Source organism: Paraburkholderia sp. J67 (assembly GCF_905220265.1).
Lineage (GTDB): Bacteria > Pseudomonadota > Gammaproteobacteria > Burkholderiales > Burkholderiaceae > Paraburkholderia.
On sequence record NZ_CAJMZK010000026.1, the window covers coordinates 110,802 to 124,636 of the forward strand.

12 protein-coding genes are annotated in these 13,835 nt (G+C 62.0%); 2 read left to right on the forward strand and 10 right to left on the reverse strand.

What is annotated here, in order from left to right; genetic code table 11:
* Nucleotides 1-18 precede the first annotated feature (18 nt).
* The 9 genes from U5782_RS32525 to U5782_RS32565 form a co-directional block, all read right to left on the reverse strand.
* On the reverse strand, nt 19-1,350 hold the full coding sequence (locus tag U5782_RS32525) for an MFS transporter (protein ID WP_322047987.1): 1,332 nt from the start codon (nt 1,348-1,350) through the stop codon (nt 19-21).
* Between the two features lie 429 nt (nt 1,351-1,779).
* The gene (gene dsdA, locus U5782_RS32530; protein WP_322047988.1) at nt 1,780-3,141 is read right to left on the reverse strand and encodes a D-serine ammonia-lyase; all 1,362 of its coding nucleotides are present in this window, start codon (nt 3,139-3,141) and stop codon (nt 1,780-1,782) included.
* Nucleotides 3,142-3,148: 7 nt separating this feature from the next.
* Nucleotides 3,149-4,678, reverse strand: coding sequence for an amidase (locus tag U5782_RS32535; RefSeq protein WP_322047989.1), 1,530 nt, complete (start codon nt 4,676-4,678; stop codon nt 3,149-3,151).
* Nucleotides 4,679-4,777: 99 nt separating this feature from the next.
* Nucleotides 4,778-5,692, reverse strand: coding sequence for a LysR family transcriptional regulator (locus tag U5782_RS32540; protein WP_322047990.1), 915 nt, complete (start codon nt 5,690-5,692; stop codon nt 4,778-4,780).
* A 67-nt stretch (nt 5,693-5,759) separates the two neighbouring features.
* The gene (locus U5782_RS32545; protein WP_322047991.1) at nt 5,760-6,989 is read right to left on the reverse strand and encodes an MFS transporter; all 1,230 of its coding nucleotides are present in this window, start codon (nt 6,987-6,989) and stop codon (nt 5,760-5,762) included.
* A gap of 241 nt (nt 6,990-7,230) precedes the next feature.
* Entirely contained in the window at nt 7,231-8,118 is an 888-nt protein-coding gene (locus U5782_RS32550) for an amidohydrolase family protein (RefSeq protein ID WP_322047992.1), read from the reverse strand.
* 14 nt (nt 8,119-8,132) lie between these two features.
* A complete protein-coding gene (locus U5782_RS32555) occupies nt 8,133-8,966 on the reverse strand; it encodes a sugar phosphate isomerase/epimerase (RefSeq protein ID WP_322047993.1) in 834 nt (277 codons plus the stop codon).
* Nucleotides 8,963-9,703 (reverse strand): SDR family NAD(P)-dependent oxidoreductase, encoded by a 741-nt coding sequence (locus U5782_RS32560; protein ID WP_322047994.1) that lies wholly within the window; start codon nt 9,701-9,703, stop codon nt 8,963-8,965. The genes U5782_RS32555 and U5782_RS32560 overlap by 4 nt, the downstream gene beginning before the upstream one ends.
* 21 nt (nt 9,704-9,724) lie before the next feature.
* Nucleotides 9,725-11,077, reverse strand: a complete 1,353-nt coding sequence (locus tag U5782_RS32565; RefSeq protein ID WP_415914442.1) for an MFS transporter — start codon at nt 11,075-11,077, stop codon at nt 9,725-9,727.
* A 166-nt stretch (nt 11,078-11,243) separates the two neighbouring features.
* Between U5782_RS32565 and U5782_RS32570 the strand changes: the two genes are divergently transcribed.
* The gene (locus U5782_RS32570; RefSeq protein WP_322047995.1) at nt 11,244-12,161 is read left to right on the forward strand and encodes a LysR family transcriptional regulator; all 918 of its coding nucleotides are present in this window, start codon (nt 11,244-11,246) and stop codon (nt 12,159-12,161) included.
* A 141-nt stretch (nt 12,162-12,302) separates the two neighbouring features.
* Here U5782_RS32570 and U5782_RS32575 read toward each other — a convergent pair whose 3' ends face one another.
* A complete protein-coding gene (locus U5782_RS32575) occupies nt 12,303-12,620 on the reverse strand; it encodes an H-NS histone family protein (RefSeq protein ID WP_322047996.1) in 318 nt (105 codons plus the stop codon).
* 203 nt (nt 12,621-12,823) lie between these two features.
* Here U5782_RS32575 and U5782_RS32580 point away from each other — a divergent pair, with 203 nt between their 5' ends.
* Complete coding sequence (locus tag U5782_RS32580; RefSeq protein WP_322047997.1) at nt 12,824-13,078, forward strand: hypothetical protein; 255 nt, start codon at nt 12,824-12,826, stop codon at nt 13,076-13,078.
* The last annotated feature ends 757 nt before the right edge of the window (nt 13,079-13,835 follow it).

Here is a 13,835-nt window from a genome sequence, read left to right on the forward strand (position 1 = left end):
ATTGAAAGACTGACGGACCTAGCTAGCGATATCGATATGGCTGTGTTCGTGTGCAAGGGCGCGATCGTCGATCGTGATCGGTTCGACCTTGCCGAGCAGGAACAGATAGTTGAGGATCGCCACGCCGATCAGCGCGGACGACACCACGAGCGCCGCCACGAACGAACCCGTTGCGCCCACGATTGCACCCGTGACGATCGGGCCGACCACGCCGCCGATGTTCGACACGGTGTTCTGGATGCCCGCCACCATCGAAACCGCATTGCGCGGCGCGACATCGCCCGGCAGCGCCCAGACCTGCGAAGCCGCCACCGTCGTGCCCGACTTCGCGATACACAGGAGCAGCACGGCCACGAGCGCCGAATCGGCGAACGCCGCGAAGCCGATGCTCGACGCCATCAACAGGCCGATCACGAGAAACAGCTTGCGCGTGGCGGTCAGCGAAAGTTTGCCGCTTGCAAATACCCGATCCGACGCCCAACCCGCAAAAATCTCGACGACGATCGACGCGAGCAGCGGCAGCGACGCCATCCAGCCCATTTCCATCATCGTCATGCCGCGCTCCTTCACGAGATACGTGGGCAGCCACGTGATGAAGAAGTACGAGTTGTAGTTGATCATGAAAAAGCCGATGCACATCGCCCAGATATTGCGGTGCGCGAACAGCGTGCGCAGCGACGGGCGTGCGGTTTCATCGCTTTGGTGTGCTGACGAATCGCCTTGAATGTGCGCGAGTTCCGCGGCGTTGACCTGCTTGTGATCGCGTGGCGAGTCGGTGAACGTGAATTGCCACACCACATACCAGATCAGCCCGAGCAGCCCCGTCAGCGCGAAAGTGAGTTTCCAGTCGAACGCGGCAAGCATCGCAGCGATGAGCGGCAGCGCAATCGCGCCGCCCAGCTTTGAGCCACTGTCGAAGATGCCCGCGACCGTCGCGCGTTCGCTACGCGCAAACCATTTCGATGCGATGCCGGCATTGCTGGGGTACGCGCCCGCCTCGCCTACGCCCAATGCCACGCGCAGCGCGACGAGCGATTTGAAACCGCTGGCAAGACCAGTCGCCGCCGTTGCTAGCGACCACCAGACCACGGCGAAGCCCAGAACCTTCTTTTGGCCGAAGCGATCCGCGAGAAAGCCCGCCGGCAATTGCAGCAGCGCATACGACCAGAAGAACGCGGACATCACGACGCCCATCTCGACCGCGCTTAAATGAAACTGCGACTGAATGCGCGGCGCAGCGGCAGACAACACCGTCCGGTCGATGTAGTTGATGGCGATCGCCGCCCACATGAGGCCCGCAACCCACCATCGCACCCGCGAGCGCTTTCGCACTTCGGCGGCCTGATTCATCGTCTGTCTCCTGTTGTAGTAATAATGGGCGTCTTTTTGCCGCGCTGGGGAAAAGCACGGCTTGTACTGACTGCATGTTACCGCTGACTGTAACCGGTAACATTGGACGCAATGCTAGTATGCGCGGCAGAGTTTTGCCAGCATCTTTAGCTTGGGGTAAATGCCGATTCCCAACCTTTCAGCGCGCAAGGTTTGCGCTGGGATCAAGCCGGAGTGATTCGGCGTGCGCGAAGGCGAGATCGATCGCCTGGTGGCAAGGTCGCGCGTGGAAGTCACTCGCAGGTGGGAAAAATTTCAGACCGTTAGTCGCAATTTACACCTGAGGGGCAGTGGCCGGTCTCGTCCAGTCCGTAAGGACGCGGACCACGAACTCTGTTTTGAATTGTCATTGCGATGAGTTCGCGATCCAGCCTTAGAAGTATCAAGGCTTCAGGCTCCAGCCAGCACCTGTCGCCCCTTCTCGAGATACGCGCTCATCTCCGCTTCAGGCACCATTCCTCCACCTGTCGCCCAGATCACGTGCGTCGCGCGGCGCATCGCTGTATCGTCGAGTCCCATACGCGCGCGATAGTCTTGCTGATGCTTCAACACCCGCGCGAATCCCGGCGCCCCGGCCAGCGCGGACGGCTCCAGCCGGATGTCCTGCGTCTGCGCCATCAACGCGAGCAGCGCATATAGTTCGCTATCCTCAACGGTGTAATAGCCGTCGATCATCCGCTGCATCGCGCGGCCGACAAAGCCGGAAGGACGCCCGACCGCGAGGCCATCGGCGGCCGTCACATTGTCGATGCCAAAATCCTGCACCGCGAGCTTGTCGTGCAGTCCCGTGAGCACGCCCATCAACATGCACGGCGAATGCGTCGGTTCCGCGAAAATGCAGTGCACCGCGTCGCCGAATGCGAGCTTCAAACCGAACGCAACGCCACCGGGGCCGCCGCCCACGCCGCACGGCAGATACACGAACAACGGATGCTCCGCATCCACGCGCACATTGGCGGCATCGAGTTGCCGCTTCAGGCGCTCGCCCGCAACCGCGTAGCCGAGGAACAGCGTCGTCGAGTTTTCGTCGTCGACGAAGTGGCACATCGGATCGTTCTCCGCGAGACGACGGCCGCTTTCGATCGCTTCGCCGTAATCGCCCGCGTATTCCACCACCGTCACGCCATGCGCACGCAGGCGGTCTTTCTTCCATTGGCGCGCGTCAGCCGACATATGAACGGTCGTCGTAAAGCCGAGCGTCGCGCTCGCGATGCCGATCGACATGCCCAGATTGCCCGTCGACCCCACCGCGATGCTGTGTTCGCGAAAGAGCGCGCGGCATGCGTCGCTTGCAAGCACGCGATAGTCGTCGCCTTCCTTGAGCAGACCGTGACGCATCGCGAGTTGTTCGGCCTGAAACAGCACTTCATAGATGCCGCCGCGCGCCTTGATCGAGCCGGAAATCGGCAGATGGCTGTCCTGCTTCAGCAGCAAACGCTGCGGTGTCTCGACGTCGTAGCGTTGGCTCAACGCCTGTGCGAAATCTGGCACCTCGGTCAGTGGCGATTCGATGATGCCGCCCGCCTCGCGCACATCGGCGAAGCACTCCGCGAGCAGCGGCGCGAATCGTTGCAGGCGCGCGCTGGCATCGGCGATATGCGAGGCGTCGAGCGCAATATCGTGGCGCGCTTCGGCCAACGGCGCGACGGCCGGGTTGAACCACTCGACCGGTTCAAGCGCCATGAGCGGGCGCAGCAGAGGATAGTCGCGAAGCCACGCATCGAGCGGCTTGCCGTAAATAGATTCGATCATGTTTCAGTCAGACAGCAGAAGCGGAAGCATTGGGGGACGACACGGCATCGAGCACAGGCGGATGCGTGACGATGGACTTCAGATCCACATCCGATGCGCGCAATTTATCGGCATCGGGAATCGGTCGGCGCGTTTCGTCGGACGACTCGAACAGCGCTTCGAACGCGCGCGCCGCATCGAGCAGCGCGAGATCGCCGCGGAACGCGCCGATCATCTGCAAGCCGAACGGCATGCCGCAATGATCGACGCCGCACGGCAACGACAAGGCCGGATTCGTCGCGAGCGTCACGACATACGTGAGCGACAGCCAGCGATAGTAGTTTTCGAGCGCGACGCCGTTCACCGATTTCAGATACGGCTGCGCCCAGGGGAACGGCGAAACCGGCGTCGTCGGCGAGAGAATCACGTCGTAGCGCTCGAACAGCGTCTGGAAGCGGCGGAACAAACGCGTCTGGTCGGCATGGGCGCGCACGCAATCGGCCAGCCCCAGACCAATGCCCATTTCATAGTTCGCGCGCGGATTCGGCCCTAGCAGATTGGGATCGGTTTCGTAGGCTTTTTGCAGGCCCGCGACGAAGGCCTCGGCACGTAGGACATCGAAGCAACCATGCGCGCCTTCGAAGTCCACTTCGATCGGCTCGCACACGGCCACTTCGCGGCGCAGAAAATCGATCTTGCGGCGGAACACGGCGCGGATATCGTCGTCGACTTCGCAGACGCCAAAATCTTCCGTGTAACCGATGCGCAGTTTCGAGAGGTCCGTCGGCGCGCGGCCTTCCATCGTGGCGTTCATCGCGAACGGATAACCGAGCGGATCGCTGCCCGACTGCCCGACCGTTGCCGCGAGTTGCAGCCAGGTGTCTTCGACATTGCGGCCCATCGGCCCCACCACCGCAATCGGCGTCCAGCCGAGCGGCTTGCGGTCGCTCGGCACGAGGCCCGGCGAGGTGCGCAAACCGACCACGCCGCATTTCGCCGCCGGAATGCGCAGCGAGCCGCCCGTGTCGGAACCGCTCGCGAGCGGCACCATATCGAGCGCGAGTGCGGCGGCCGAGCCGCCCGACGACCCACCCGCGTTCAGACGCGGATCGAACGGATTGCCCGTTGCGCCCCACACGGGATTGAAGCTGTTCGCGCCCGCGCCCATTTCCGGCACGTTGGTCTTGCCGACGACGATCGCGCCCGCCGCGCGCAGGCGGCGCACCAGCGTGTTGTCCTGCGCCGGCACGTTCGCGCGATAAAGCGGCGAGCCATACGTGGTCAGCAAGCCTTCGGTTTCTTCGAGATCCTTGATGCCGATGGGCAAGCCGTGCAACGCGCCCACCGAATCGCCGCGAGCGAGGGCCGCGTCGGCGGCGCGTGCCTCGATGCGCGCGCGCTCGAAACTCGTTGCCGTGATGGCGTTGACGTAAGGGTTGAGCGTTTCGATTCGCGCGATGCAGGCATCGAGCAATTCGACGGCGGAGATTTCGCGCGCCTGCAATAGCGCGCGCAGCGCGACGGCACTATGACGGGTGAGTTCGTGGCGGTCGTTCATCGGGCGGTCCTTTAGACAGTCATGCAACAGTGCGCTCAATGTAGACGACGAGAAAAACAGCGACTAGTGATGATTATCGAAACGTGAATTCACTTTTGGTCAACGCGCGGACGGTGTGAGTTCGACGCTCAACCGTTCGATAAACGACTGGAGCAGCGGCGGCAACGCGCGCCGCGCCAGCGTCTGGATTTCGACGGCGCGCTCACTCGTCGTGAGTTCCGGTACGGGCAGCGCCACAAGCTCGCCGGATGCGAGGCGCGGGCGCACGAACAGCTCGCCGCTGAACGTGACCGCGTCGCTGACAAGCGTGAACCCGAGTAGCGTTTCGAGCGTCGCGCTACTGAGCACGCTTTTGCACGCCACGCCTTCGCGGCTGCAATAGATATCGATCAGCTTGTGCAGCGTCGAATGCACGCCCGGCAACGCGAGCGGATAGGCCAGTAATTCGCGGAACGACACCTGGGCAGACTGCGCAAGCGGATGAGACGACGCGACGATCGCGAAGATCGGCGAAGGCGCGGAAAACGCCGTATGGATGTCCTTTTCCGGTCCAAAGCTGAATGTGAGGCCAATATCACATTCCGCTTCGCGCACGCGCTGTGTGACGCCCGCCGCCGTATCGACGACGACTTCGAACGATGCGCTCGCAACGGTACGACGGAAGTCCGCCATCGCACGCGGCAGGAACGTGGCCGCGAAACCTTCGGTGCAGGCGATACGGATCGTGCGCTCGGCCTCGCCGCGCAATGCGTCGATTTCCAGCGAAATCTGTTCGGCGTCGAGCTGCGAGCGGCGCGCATACGCAGCGAGCATTTCGCCCGCCTTGCTCGGCACCATGCCACGCGATTGTCGTACAAAAAGCGGGGTGCCCAGTTCACTTTCGAGCCGCGCGATCTGCCGGCTCACGGCAGAGGGCACGACGTTCAGACGATTGGCGGCATCGGCGACGGAACCGGTGTTGACGACTTCAAGGAAGTAACGGACGGCGGCTTCCTGAAGAATACGGGCGCTCATGATGGATCGATGGAATGACGCGTAATGCTCCATCATAGCGCCTGTTCGTCTAAACAAACGCTCGAGCTTATCCGGTCACGCCCAGGCGTGCGTCCGCTTCCGGCACGAGGCGGATCGACAGACTGGTGACGAGCGCGAACAACGTCGCCACGATCAGGAAGCCAAACACCGCGTTGTAATTGCCCGTCACCGACACCAGCAGCCCGATGACTGCGGGCGCAACGAATCCTGCGACCTGACCGCCGAAGTTGACCATCCCGGCCCCCGTGCCGATCAGCTTTTGCGGCAGGAATTTAGCGGGCAGCGCGAAGACGCCAGCGAACACGAACGACTTGAAGAAATAGACGATCGATTGATACGCAATGACGCCCGTCACCGTTTGCGCCGTATACATCTCGTAGAGGAAGAAGCCGGAGATCGCGCAGCAGGCGGCCATCAGCCACTTCTCGCGGCCATCGAACCAGCGCGTGAGAATCCAGCCGCCGAGCGCCGTCGAGACACTCGCCGCGACGAAGGGCAGCGGCGTCAGCATGCCGACGGCCTTGAGATCGAGGTGGCGCTCGGTCAGCAGATACGCGGGCATCCATGCGTCGAGTCCCTTGTTGACGATGCCCATGCCGAACCACGTCAGCAGGATCTTCCACATGAGCGGCATCTTGAGGAGCGCGCGTGTCGCCGCGCCGTCGATGCGTGCGGAGCGGCCGGTCGAATCGCGCTTCTGATGGGTGTCCTTCACGGCGAACAGATAGAAGAGCGCGAAGACGAGACCCGCACAGCCCGCCACGACAAATGCATGTCGCCAGCCGAGCATCAGGATCAGCGGCGCAATCGCGAGCGGCGCGATGAAGCTGCCGACATAGTTCGACGACATCAGCAGCGCGGACATCTTCGGACGATCGGCGCGCGCACACGATTCGGTAACGCCCTTGACCGCCGCGCCCGGATAACCGCCCTCGCCGAGACCGAAGATAAAACGGATCGCGATCAACGAGGCGAGCGACCACGCAAGGCCAGTCATCAGCGTAAATACGGACCAGAATGCCACTGAAACGACGATCACTTTCTTGCTGCCCCAGCGATCGGCGAGCCAGCCGCCCGGAATCTGCATGGCAGCATAGCTGATGTAGAACGTGCTCATGACAACGCCAAGCGCCGCCGCGCCGACATGAAACTCCTTGCCGATGGCGACGAGCGATAGCGCGATCGCCGAGCGGTCGATGTACGAAATGCAATAGCCGAGATAGAGCAGCGCGAACACCGCGACGCTGGCACGTCTGCTTTTATTGGGGTCGATCATGCTGGCACCTGCCGAGAGAGAAGAGACCGGGCCCGCCTCGGCAATGCCGTGCGCTCCCACTGCGACTAGTCAAAACGACTGTAAGCAGCCACAAATGGGGCGACAAGTGACATATTCTGATGCCTGCGTTCGCGAAAAATCACCTGAGAACCGCAGCTAAAGCGCACATCGGCGCACCCGCAGACATCGCTCGCGAGGCAAGCGGACTGCCCCGGTTCGGGTGATGCGCCGGGCAGGAAAACTATGAGGCAACCGGCGCAAGAGCGCCATGCTGTAATTCGGCCTTCTCCTCGCGTCCTGGCTTATCGAAGCCGAACAACCGTCGCGCCGTGTCCCATTGAATCTGACGCCGAACCACCGGGTCGGGCACGATTGCCTCGAACAGCGTCAGCAGCGGGCCGTAGTCCATCCGTTCGGGTGCGCGCAAAAACGGCCAGTCGGAACCCCAGACGCAGTGATCCGCCCCGAAACTGCGCAGCAGTGCATGCGCATAGGGCCAGGTGTCCTCGTAGGGATGCGGGCCACGTGAGTATTTTTGCCAGCCCGAGAGCTTCACATAAGTCCTGCCGCTGTCCGCGAGACGCAATAGTGCATCGAAGCCAGGTTGACTGATCCCGCTTTCGCTATACGGGCGCCCGCAGTGATCCACAACGATTGTCCCGGGCTGGCGCGCGAGCCACGGGCCCAGCGCATTCATCTGGTCGCCCTCCACCTGCACCTGGGCAATCATGCCGAGGTCGGCAAGCAACGCAAAGAGCGGGCCCGCGCGCTTGACCAGGTCGAGTCCTTCCATCGCCGGGTTGAATGCCACCCCCACTACACCTGCGCGGCGCAACGCGACAAGCTCGCCGCGCGCGATATCGCTGTCGACCACGGCGATGCCGCGAAAACGCCCTTCCCAGCTTTCAAGCGTGTCGATCAGGCATCGGTTGTCGGTCCGATAGCCGCTGGTCGGGCCGACGAGCAAGGCGTGGCGCACGCCATAGGTGTCCATGACACGCACGAACTGAGCCGGCGTACCCACTTCCTGCTGCGCGGGCCGATAGGCGGTGTCGTCGCGATAGGGAAAGCGAACGGGGTCGAACACGTGGCAATGGCAATCAATCTTGTCGTCGTCGAATACAGTCATGGTGTGTTTCCTTTTTAGACCTTTGCCGCGAGGCTCGCGCGCGCCACGACACGCCGCGCGCTGCGCAAGGCGAGATTCATGCGGGCATCGGCAGACAGTGACGGCATGGGCATTTCGACGCTCAGCGCCGCATTGGGCGGCAACGCGTGAAGCAGCGCTTCGAGCGGCAATGCACCGTCGCCGGGTGCGAGCCGCGCGGTGCGGGCCTCGCGAATCGCTTCTTCGTCGTTGGCGGGCAGCGTGCCTGGCGCATCGCAAAGCTGTACGACGCCGATCTGTTCAGGCGATAGTCCCGCAATATCCTCGGGCTTTCCGCCCGAGCGCGACAGGTGCAACGCGTCGATCACCAATGCGAGATTGGGCTGCGCGGCGCGCTCGATCGCGGCGCGAGCCTGCGCGAGTGTACCAACATGCCGCCAACGCATGAACTCCATATCGATTCGCAATCCGAATGGTTTCGCCATGATGGCGAGCGCGGCAAGATTCGCAGCAAGGCGCGAGGCGTCCGGATCGTCGCCCGAGACGCTCACGCTGGTTGCGCCAATCGAGGCTGCGGCTTCGAATAAGGACTCGAAGGCGCGAGGATCGAGATCCGGCACGATCGGGATAAATTCGACATCGAGGACCGCGACGCCTTCGCCAGCCAGCGCGGCGCGCAGCTCCCGATGTGCGTCGCTGCCTGCCTTGATCGGGTAAGCGATAGCCCCCGGCGCGGCCGGATGCAGACGCAGCCCCACACCTTCAAAGCCCGTTTTCGCCGCGAGGCGCACCCATTCCACCGGCTGCGCCTCCAGTACGGTCAAATGCGCAACGGCAAGCGGGCGGCCAACGTGTTCAGACGGCTTCAATATGTCGCCCTCCCGCCCGTCAGGTCGAAAGTGAAGCCCGTTGTGAAGCTGCATCCGGGACTCACGACCCAGCTCACCATCCGGCCGACCTCCTCAATCTGCAGAAAGCGGCCCATCGGGATCTTCGCCTTGCTCGCCGTGATGTGCTCGTCCGACATTTCCCGGAACAGTTCCGTTTCGACCATTGCCGGCGCGATACAGTTGATCAGCACGTTGTCGTGTGCGAGTTCTTTGGCGGCGGCTTTCGTAAAAGCGATCACGCCCGCCTTCGCCGCCGAGTAGGCGGAAATGAATTGCACGCCCTCTTTCCCGGCAATCGAGGCGACATTGAGGATGCGACCGCCGCCCCGCTTGCGCATGTGCGGAACCGCCACGCGGCAGGTATAAAACACACTGTTCAGATCGACAGCCAGCACGCGCTGCCAGGCGTCGACGGGATACTCCCAGCTCGGCGCCACGGGGCCGTTAATCCCCGCATTGTTCACGAGAATATCGACATGCCCCACCGCGTCGACCGTCGCTTCGAAGGCACGTTCCACTGATTCGTAGGACGAAACATCGACGGATTCCAGATGATCGGGCGTGAAGCCGAGCCGCTTCGCATCGCAGCCGCCAATATCCAGATCCCATAAGACGACGCGAGCACCATCCGCTTTCAACTGGCGCGCGATGCCGAGGCCAATGCCGCGCGCGGCGCCGGTGACGATCGCAATCTGGCCGTCGAGAGTGTGACTCATGGCAAACATTTCCTTTGAAGTTCAGGTATTGGAAGAAAGAGGATTCGTGAGGACGATCCGTTTGATGTCGCCGACCACGAACAGATAAGAGAGCGCGCCGATCAGCGTCACCGCCGAAATGAAGGCGAGCGCGTAGACGAATGAGCCCGTCGCATTCACGATCAAACCGATCACGAGCGGCGTTACGATGCCAGCCGTGTTGGCGAACAGATTGAAGATGCCGCCGCTCAGCCCGAGCAGGCCCTTCGGCGCGATATCGGAGACGATCATCCAGGCCAGCGCGGACATGCCCTGTGCGAAGTACGCAACGCAGAGGATCGCGATGACGGCCGCTGTCGAGTCGACATAGTTGGCAAGTGCGATGGTCGAAGCGAGCAGCAAGCCGGAGATCACCGGCAGTTTGCGCGCCCAGTTCAGCGAGACGCCCCGGCGCAACATCGCATCGGAAATCCAGCCGCCCGAGAGCGTGCCCACCGAAGCCGCGATGAACGGCAACACGGCGACGATGCCCACCTTCAGCCACGGCATGTGGCGTTCGGTAGCGAGGTAGGTCGGAAACCAGGTCAGGAAAAACACGTTGGTCGAATTGCAGGCGAACTGGCCGATGCAAATGCCGAACATGCTGCGGCGGCGCAGCAGCGCACCGACGTCCGACCAGCGAAAGCGCAAGACTTCCTTGCTGCCGTCGATCACACCGCCGCCACGCGCGATATGGTCGAGCTCGGCGCGGTTCGCGCGCCGCGACTGATGCGGCTCATGAAAGCGCATGAGCCACACGGCGCCAAACGCGACGCCAATCGCGCCGACCATGCCGAACAGCGCGCGCCAGCCGTAGCGTTGTTCGAGCCAGAAGAGCAGCGGGCTGAGAAACGCAAGGCCGACATACTCGGCGAACGTGTAGACGCCTGTGGCTCGCGCCCGTTCGCCCTGCGGAAACCAGACCGCCACGACACGGCTGTTGGTCGGAAAACACGGGGCTTCCGCCGCGCCGATCAGCAGTCGCATGACGATCAGCGAGACGAACCCCGTTGCGAGTCCTTGCAGGCCGGTGAAAAACGACCACAACGTCAGCGCGAAGAAGTAGGTCCATCGTGTTCCGACGCGATCGAGCAACAGACCGCCCGGAATCTGCGAGGCGGTGTAAGTCCAGGAGAAGGCGGAGAAGATCACGCCCATGAGCGCAGGCGTGAGGTGCAGATCGTGGCTCATCGCGGGTGCCGCGATGCCGGCCACGCTGCGGTCGAGATAGTTGATCATCGTGCCGACCGAAAGCAACGCGAGGATGCCGAAGCGCGCACGCGTGCGTGCGGCGGCCATCGTGGCCTGGCTCGTTTGCGCGGCGAGCACCCTGGATGTCTGGACTGGGTTCATCACGTCTCCATCGTTGATCTTGTGGCGCATCGCCGGGTCTGATCGCCCTTGTCTGGCTGATGCGTTCTTCGATGGAAATACTAGGGAGTTGCCGCGTGGCTGTCGTATGCCGAGTTTCCGCTATCCTATAACTTTTGGTTAATGGCCCAGCGCGGGTTCAGAGGGCGAGATGCGCTTTAAGCTTCGGCAAATGGAAGTGTTCCGGGCAGTGATGCTCACGGGGTCGATCAACGCAGCCGCGAAGATGCTCTACGTCTCACAGCCGGCGATCAGCAAGCTCGTCTCGCACACGGAAACCACGCTGGGGCTGCGCCTTTTCGAGCGCACGAAGGGCCGACTGATTCCCACCGCGGAAGCCCAGGCGCTCTTTCGGGAAGTCGAACAGGTCTATCAGTCGGCGTTACGCGTGGATGAGTTTGCGCGTGCGCTTGCGCTCGGCCCGGCGAGCCTGTTGCGTGTTTCGTGCAGCCCTTCGCTCGCCACCACGATTCTTGCGCCCGCGATCGTCGAGCTCAAACGCCGCTTACCTGGACTGCGGGTCGACTGGCACACGACACTGATGGCCGAGATGCCGATGGAGGTGCTGAGCAAAACCATCGACGTCGCCGTGACGTCGATGCCGATCGAGCACGAGCACCTCGAAGTCGTCCCCTTCATGCGTGGACGCATGGTTTGCGCCCTCCCGCCCGATCACCCGATGGCGGCGCGGGAATGTATAGCGCTTGCCGACCTCGTGTCGGAGCCGATGATCTTGTTCCGACGGGACATTCCATTTGGGACGGTTGTTGTACGGGCGTGCCAGCAGGCCGATGTCGAACTCAACTCGGTCGTCGATGTGACCCGCGCCGATCAGGCATTGGCGCTCGTGCGAGGCGGGCTCGGCCTCGCGATCGTCGATGAGTTCGCGGCACAAGAGGCCGACTGCGTTGTGCGTCCGCTTGTCGAGAGCCTTGAAATGACTTCGACTTTCGTCTATTCGAAATTTTCGCCGCCTTCGCGAAGCGCGAGGCTGTTGATGGAGGCGATATTCCAGCGCGCCGAGCAGTTGGGACGGCAGATCGGCAGCCCTCCGCGTGAGTCTGCGTGATTCCCGGCGGAAGAACGGGAGCGTCGTGAGAACGAGGCGGCACGTGGTGGACGGTCGGCTCGAGCGGGTTATCTTCGTGGAAGGTGCTCTATATGTATACAGGCGCGGGCCATGTGCCCTGCGTTGCGCACGCAGACGGCGCTAGTCTTCACCTGGCCACCAGGATTGCGGCTGGGGCGCGTCGATCGCGTAATCCTCAAGACGTTTGCCGACTAGCCACTTCGGGCGTGTCCCGCGGCCGGACCATTTTTTGCCGGTGACCGGGTCGTAATACTTTGCCGGCAGACGTGCGGCCCGGTCATAGCCCAGCGCCCGCCGCACTTCCTGTTCCGTGATGCCAAGCAAACCGACCTCCTCCCGGAAGCGGGCCAGCACCGCAGCGACTTCGCGCGCACGGGCGTCGGCGAGCAATTCGTTGACGTGGCCGAGTTCGGCGCGCAGTGCTTTCAGATCAGGCATGGTCTGTCAGGAAAAAGTGGCATGGCGCCGGTTTGTGAATATTATCTTGTCGCGTGACCACCCGGCATCGGCTTCCCGTTTCACTCCGGACCTTTTTCATTACAAAATACGTGATGAACGCTACAAATTTGGCCCGGCATAGTGGAAATGACGCCCGTGGTCTTGCCTGGCGCTCTTGTCGCCTGATCAGGTGATCGGTCTCTGTGAAACATTCTTCTGAAATTGATTATTTCTCTATAGAAATCATGCGTTTAAGCGAGCATCGACAACCTAGCCCCATTGTTTCACAGATAGAGCGGCGACAGGCTAAAAACGGGATGCATGGGCGCTTTGGTGTGTGCCGAGGCGTGATTGGCGGTGCTCTGGTGGATATCCTCTCCGATATCTCCGTGACCAGACAGATCGATCGCAACGCGGGCGAGCCTACCTGCGATTCGAAATCACACTTTTCACAGTAGCCCGCGCCGATGCATTTTTTTGGGAGCGCGGCACCAGGGCAGCGGTCGCGTATTGCAACCGTCGGTAACCTGCTCGCTTCCGAGTTTCCTACCCCCCCGAGTTGGCGAATTCCAGCTTGCTAAGCGAACGAACTCTGGGTGCCGTTAGGCACTGGTTAGGGTTTAGAGGATATAGGCGGTTAGTTGCAATTAGATATTCCGCCTATTACTCCTTTTTGGTCATCAGAGCTACCGCAATAAGGTAGTCCGCAATACCCGACTGCTCGCGTCTTATTTTTATTCGTTAATTTCAGCTGCGAGGAGGCGTGCAATGGCGTCCGCAAATCGAGGCGTCAATATTTCGCGGCAGTATGGCTGCCGCGAAAGCGGCACGCTGCGCCTGCCGCTTTCGCGTCGGCGTGGATGCACCTCATCAGCGAGCCTCACCCTGCTCCACCCGGATTGCATCGGCTAGCGGGTTCGACATTCATCTGTTGTATATCGGGGCCGCGGGCCGCTTTGAAACTGTGCCGGTTGGATATGACGCCGTCCGGCCGCGCCTCGGTGGTTGCTAGTCCACGTCGAAATAGATTAGTTAGCGAAGCCCCGATTCCGCAAAGCGGCGCCAGCCTTGCACTCGTCCGGGATTTCAATCATGGAGCGCGCGCACAGCAAAACTGTGCACGTGCAAAACTCCCTCTCGAGCCCGCGCCCACGAGATGCTTTATACGGTTGATACCGTTCATTTCTGCCCCCCGACGTGGTCGCTGGTCGCTGG

What these genes read in the sequence shown, in the direction of transcription:
- U5782_RS32525 (WP_322047987.1), bottom strand. Translation starts at nt 1,350, where the DNA reads ATGAATCAGGCCGCCGAAGTGCGAAAGCGCTCGCGGGTGCGATGGTGG.
- dsdA (WP_322047988.1), bottom strand. Translation starts at nt 3,141, where the DNA reads ATGATCGAATCTATTTACGGCAAGCCGCTCGATGCGTGGCTTCGCGAC.
- U5782_RS32535 (WP_322047989.1), bottom strand. Translation starts at nt 4,678, where the DNA reads ATGAACGACCGCCACGAACTCACCCGTCATAGTGCCGTCGCGCTGCGC.
- U5782_RS32575 (WP_322047996.1), bottom strand. Translation starts at nt 12,620, where the DNA reads ATGCCTGATCTGAAAGCACTGCGCGCCGAACTCGGCCACGTCAACGAA.
- U5782_RS32545 (WP_322047991.1), bottom strand. Translation starts at nt 6,989, where the DNA reads ATGATCGACCCCAATAAAAGCAGACGTGCCAGCGTCGCGGTGTTCGCG.
- U5782_RS32570 (WP_322047995.1), top strand. Translation starts at nt 11,244, where the DNA reads ATGCGCTTTAAGCTTCGGCAAATGGAAGTGTTCCGGGCAGTGATGCTC.
- U5782_RS32540 (WP_322047990.1), bottom strand. Translation starts at nt 5,692, where the DNA reads ATGAGCGCCCGTATTCTTCAGGAAGCCGCCGTCCGTTACTTCCTTGAA.
- U5782_RS32560 (WP_322047994.1), bottom strand. Translation starts at nt 9,703, where the DNA reads ATGAGTCACACTCTCGACGGCCAGATTGCGATCGTCACCGGCGCCGCG.
- U5782_RS32550 (WP_322047992.1), bottom strand. Translation starts at nt 8,118, where the DNA reads ATGACTGTATTCGACGACGACAAGATTGATTGCCATTGCCACGTGTTC.